The sequence below is a fragment of the Allobosea sp. GW821-FHT10B12 genome, from assembly GCF_059415545.1.
Genome location: NZ_JBWKNL010000009.1, coordinates 137629 through 142887, shown reverse-complemented (window position 1 = coordinate 142887; position 5259 = coordinate 137629). Strand labels below are relative to the sequence as shown.

General features: G+C 63.9%; 5 protein-coding genes. All 5 read right to left on the bottom strand.

Features of this window, described 5'->3' with window-relative positions; translation table 11 throughout:
• On the bottom strand, positions 1 to 215 hold a 215-nt coding region (locus AC07O0_RS25600; RefSeq protein WP_494626937.1), incomplete at its 3' end, for an ATP-binding cassette domain-containing protein.
• Between the two features lie 19 nt (positions 216 to 234).
• Positions 235 to 1614 carry an amino acid ABC transporter permease gene (locus AC07O0_RS25595; protein ID WP_494626913.1) on the bottom strand — a complete coding sequence of 460 codons (1380 nt, stop codon included), beginning with the start codon at positions 1612 to 1614 and terminating at the stop codon, positions 235 to 237.
• A 10-nt stretch (positions 1615 to 1624) separates the two neighbouring features.
• Complete coding sequence (locus tag AC07O0_RS25590) at positions 1625 to 2815, bottom strand: amino acid ABC transporter permease (RefSeq protein WP_494626911.1); 1191 nt, start codon at positions 2813 to 2815, stop codon at positions 1625 to 1627.
• A 144-nt stretch (positions 2816 to 2959) separates the two neighbouring features.
• The gene (locus AC07O0_RS25585) at positions 2960 to 3937 is read right to left on the bottom strand and encodes an amino acid ABC transporter substrate-binding protein (protein ID WP_494626935.1); all 978 of its coding nucleotides are present in this window, start codon (positions 3935 to 3937) and stop codon (positions 2960 to 2962) included.
• A gap of 177 nt (positions 3938 to 4114) precedes the next feature.
• A complete protein-coding gene (locus tag AC07O0_RS25580) occupies positions 4115 to 5134 on the bottom strand; it encodes an amino acid ABC transporter substrate-binding protein (protein WP_494626909.1) in 1020 nt (339 codons plus the stop codon).
• Between the last annotated feature and the right edge of the window lie 125 nt (positions 5135 to 5259).

Sequence of the window (5259 nt, the reverse complement as noted above, 5' to 3'; positions counted from 1 at the left end):
TCCAGCCGGTTGATGCAGCGGATCATCGTCGACTTGCCCGAGCCCGACGGGCCGCAGATCACGAGCTTCTCGCCGCGCGACACCTTCAGATTGATGTCGCGCAGCACGTGGAACTCGCCATACCACTTGTTGACCGCGACCATCTCGACCGCCGTCGCCGTGTTCAGCGCCGTCTGCTTCAGAGCCGCCGGGCGCGAGCTGGTGGTTTCTGCCATAGCCATGTTCTTGTTCCCCTCAACGCTTCTGGCCGGCGGCAAGCCGCTTCTCGACTGCGATCGAGTAGCGCGACATGCCCCAGCAACACAGGAAATAGAAAACCGCGGCGAAAGCATAGCCCGTCGCGCGGGTGGTCGGCGTCGCCCAGGTCGGATCGACCAGCGTCGCCTCGATGGTGCGCAGGAAGTCGAAGATGCCGACGATGGTGACCAGCGTCGTATCCTTGAACAGCCCGATGAAGGTGTTGACGATGCCCGGGATCACGATCCGCAGCGCCTGCGGCAGGATGATCAGCCGCATCATGCTCCAATAGCCGAGGCCGAGCGACATCGCGCCCTCGTACTGGCCCTTGGGCATCGCCTGCAGGCCGCCGCGCACCACCTCCGCCATATAGGCGGCGGCGAAGAGCGCGACGCCGACCAGCGGCCGCAGCAGCCGGTCCGGCGAATACTCCTGCGGCACGAACAGCGGCAGCATGGTGTTGGCCATGAACAGCACGGTGATCAGCGGCACGCCGCGAACGAACTCGATGAAGATCACCGAGAGCAGCTGGATGATCGGCAGTCTGGAACGCCGCCCCAGCGCCAGGATCACGCCGAGCGGCAGCGAGAAGACGATGCCGACCGCCGCGATCAGGAAGGTGACGGTCATGCCGCCCCAGAGCCCGGTATCGACCCGCGGCAGGCCGACACTGCTCGCCAGCAGGCTGAGGAAGACGAAGATGGCGAGCGCGAACAGCACGAGCTGCTTCGGCCCGAAGAAGCGCTTCCAGACCGGCAATTGCTCGACCACCCCAAGCGCCGCCTCGCCGATATAGAAGCGGACGAGCTGCGGCACGAAGGACAGGATGAGGTAGAGCGCCGCGAGCGCCAGGGTCAGCGTCATGCAGATGCCGAGGAAGCGCTCGGCGCCGGGGCCGCCGAGCAGCAGCACATAGGCCGAGATCGGCAGCAGTACGAAGAAGAAGAAGATGCCGAGCTTCTTCTTCGGCGCGTTCGTCCAGAGCAGCCAGGCCACGCCGAGCGCGAACATCACGAAGACGATGTTGACCCGCCAGCGCTGGCTGATCGGATAGGAACCGTAGATGAAGTACTGGAAACGGTCGGCGATATAGGCCCAGCAGGCTCCGACCGGCCGCCCGACCTTGTCGGCGAGGCAGGCGTCGCGGCTGGTGCCGGTCCAGACCGCATCGAGGAAGTAAAAGCGGATCATCTCCGGCACCGTCGTCACGACGATGTACAGGCTGAGCAATGTCAGCGCGATGTTGAGCGGGCTGGAGAGCAGATGCTGCCTGACCCAGGCGAGCGGCCCGGCGACGGAGAGCGGCGCCGGTTGCTGCTCCAGCGTTTCCTTGCGGACGAAGGCGTAGGGAGCCATTTCGGTGGTTGCGTCGGTCATCGGGGCGCCCTCACCGTTCCACCAGCGCCATGCGCTTGTTGTAGATGTTCATGAACAGAGACGTCACCAGCGAGATGGTCAGATAGACCGCCATGGTGATGGCGACGACCTCGACCGCCTGGCCGGTCTGGTTCAGCACCGTGCCGGTGAAGACCTGGACGAGATCGGGATAGCCGATCGCGACCGCCAGCGAGGAGTTCTTGGTCAAGTTGAGATAGTTCGAGGTCAGCGGCGGGATGATCACCCGCATCGCCTGCGGGATGACGACCAGCTTCAGCGTCGGCCCGGCGCGCAGGCCGAGCGCATTGGCGGCCTCGGTCTGGCCCTTGGAGACGGCCAGGATGCCAGCGCGGACCACCTCGGCGATGAAGCCGGCGGTATAGGTCGTCAGGCCGATCAGCAGCGCGACGAATTCCGGGAAGATCTGGATGCCGCCGCGCAGGTTGAAGCCCGCAAGCTCCGGATAAACGAAGGTGATCGGCCGGCCGGTGGCGAAATAGACCAGCGTCGGCAGGACCACGATCAGGCCGAAGCCGACCCAGCCGATCGGATACTGCCTGCCGGTCGCAGCCTGCTGCTTGCGGGCCCAGGAGCGGAAGACGAAGGTCGCGACGAGGCCGATCAGGAAAGCCCAGATGATCAGGTCGCCGCCGGGGCCGAATTGCGGATCGGGAACGTAGAGGCCGCGGTTGTTGAGCAAGGCGCCCGCCGGCAGCTCGATCGACTGGCGCGGATTGGGCAGCGGCTTCAGCACCGCGTTGTACCAGAAGAACAGCTGCAGCAGCAGCGGCACGTTGCGGATGACCTCGACATAGATCATCGCGATCTTCGAGACGATCCAGTTGCTCGACAGCCGAGCCACGCCGACGAAGAAGCCGAGGAAGGTCGAGAGCACGATGCCGATCGAAGCGACGAGCAGCGTGTTCAGAAGGCCGACCCAGAAGGCGCGGCCATAGGTGCCACTCGAGGCGTCGTAGGGGATCAGCTTCTGGTTGATGTCGAAGCCCGAGGCGTTGTGCCAGAAGCCAAAGCCGGAGGCGATCTTCTGGGCCCGCAGGTTCTCGATCGCGTTCGAGGCGGCGGACCAGATCAGGAAGCCCACCGCGGCGAGCAGCAGGAACTGATAGACATAGCCCCGGATTTTCGGGTCGTAGAACAGCGAGGCTTTGCCTGGCCTGACCTCTGCGGAAGTAGTCGACACGTCTGACGCCCTTCTCAAATGTTGGCGACCGAGGGTCCGGCAGCGACCCGCGAGGACCACTGCCGGCCGGTATTGTTATCCGGTTCGCCGGAACAAGACAGCTTCAATGAGCGATGCGCGGTTTGGGCCGCGCACCGGTGGTTCTCAGCGGATCGGCGGCGCGTATTGCAGCCCGCCCTTGCTCCAGAGCGCGTTCTGGCCCCGCGCGATCTTGAGCAGCGAGCCCGCGCCGACATTGCGCTCGAAGCTCTCGCCGTAATTCCCGACATGCTTGACGATCCGATGGGCCCAATCATTGGTCAGGCCCATCGGCTCGCCGAACTTGCCTTCGGTCCCGATGAAACGCTTGATTTCCGGGTTCTCGGATTTGAGCATTTCGTCGGCATTCGCCTTGGTGATGCCCAGCTCCTCGGCATTGACCATGGCGAAGAGCGACCATTTGACGATATCGAGCCAGACATCGTCGCCATGGCGCACAACCGGGCCGAGCGGTTCCTTCGAGATGATCTCCGGCAACACCATATGGTCGTCCGGATTCGAGAGCGTCAGGCGCTCGGCGTAAAGGCCGGAGGCGTCGGTGGTGAAGGCGTCGCAGCGCCCGGCCTCATAGGCCTTGACCGTCTCCTGGTTGGAGGCGAAGGCGACGACCTCGTACTTGATCTTGTTGCTGCGGAAATAGTCCGCGAGGTTGAGTTCGGTCGTGGTGCCCTGCTGGGTGCAGATCGAGGCGCCGGCAAGCTTCAGCACGGAATCGACGCCGAGCTTCTTGCGAACCATGAAGCCTTGGCCGTCATAGTAGTTGACCCCGGCGAAGTTCAGGCCGAGCGAGGTGTCGCGCGAGATCGTCCAGGTCGTGGTGCGCGACAGCAGATCGACCTCACCCGACTGCAGCGAGGTGAAGCGGTCCTTGGCCGAGAGCGGGATGAACTTGACCTTGGTCGGATCGTTGAAGATGGCCGAGGCGACGGCGCGGCAGACGTCCACGTCCATGCCGCTCCAATTACCCTGCTGATCAGGGATGCCGAAACCGGCGAGACCAGTTCCGGAGCCGCAGAGCAGGATGCCGCGATTCTTGACCTGCGCCAGAGTAGCCGACTGGGCGAGTGCTCCGCTCGCGCACATGGCGGCGGAGACGGCGATGAGCGCCGCGCCAATGATCTGTTTCATTGTTGTTCTGTCCCCTGTTTGGCGGAACGGGTTTTCCCGCTCTCGATTAGCTAGCAAGCCCCAGGCCAGCCCCTGCCGACCTCACTCTCCTCTTTCACTCCCTGACGAAAACCGAGGCGAATCCCCAAAAACTCACCGGATCGGCGGTGCGTATTGCAGTCCCCCCTTGGTCCAGAGCGCATTCTGGCCGCGCGACATCCTCAAAACGGAGCGGCTGCCGACGGTGCGCTCGAAGCTCTCGCCGTAATTGCCGACATGCTTGACGATCCGGTAGGCCCAGTCATTGGTCAAGCCGAGGCCTTCGCCGAACTTGCCGTCGACACCGAGCAGGCGCCGGATCTCGGGGTTGGCCGACCTCAGCATCTGATCGACATTGGCCTTGGTCACGCCGAGTTCCTCGGCGTTGAGCATGGCGAAATGGACCCAGCGCACCAGCTTGAACCATTGCGAGTCGTTGTCGCGCGTCAAAGGACCGAGCGGCTCCTTCGAAATGATCTCGACGAGGACCATGTGGTCGTCCGGCACGGTCAGCTTGAGGCGCTCGGAATAGAGCGACGAGGCATCCGTGGTGAAAGCGTCGCAGCGGCCGGCATCATAGGCCTTCAGCGTCTCCGGGCCGGTGTCGAACGAGACGATGGTGTGCCGCAGGTTATTGGTCTTGAAGTAGTCGACGACGTTGAGTTCGGTCGTCGTGCCCCGCTGCACGCAGATCGAGGCGCCGGCCAGTTGCATCGCCGACATGACGCCGAGCTTGCGGCGCACCATCAGGCCCTGGCCGTCATAATAGTTCACATTGGTGAAGAGCAGGCCGGGCGGGGTGTCGTTCGTGATGGTCCAGGTCGAGTTGCGGACGAGCACGTCGATCTCGCCGGCCAGGAGCACCTTGAAGCGGTCATTGGCCGAGAGCGGAACGAACTTCACCTTGCCGGGATCGTTGAAGATCGTCGCGGCGATGGCGCGGCAATACTCGACATCGAGGCCGCTCCAGTTGCCCTGCGCGTCAGGCGCGCCGAAGCCGATCAGGCCGTTGTTGGAGCCACAGTTCAGGATGCCACGGCTCTTGATCTGAGCGAGGGTCTGCTGCGCCTGCGCATTCGCGGCGCCGAACACTGCCGCGACGGCGAGCAATGCCGCGCTGATGATCCTGATCATGCACGTCCCCTGTCCGGCGGAACGGGTTCGTCCCGTTCTCTGTCGGTGGCGTCCACTGGACCATGCCAGCCCGGAAACCCCACCGTTTCCAGTCGTCTAGAGAGAATCGGGGCGGGGGCTGGAAG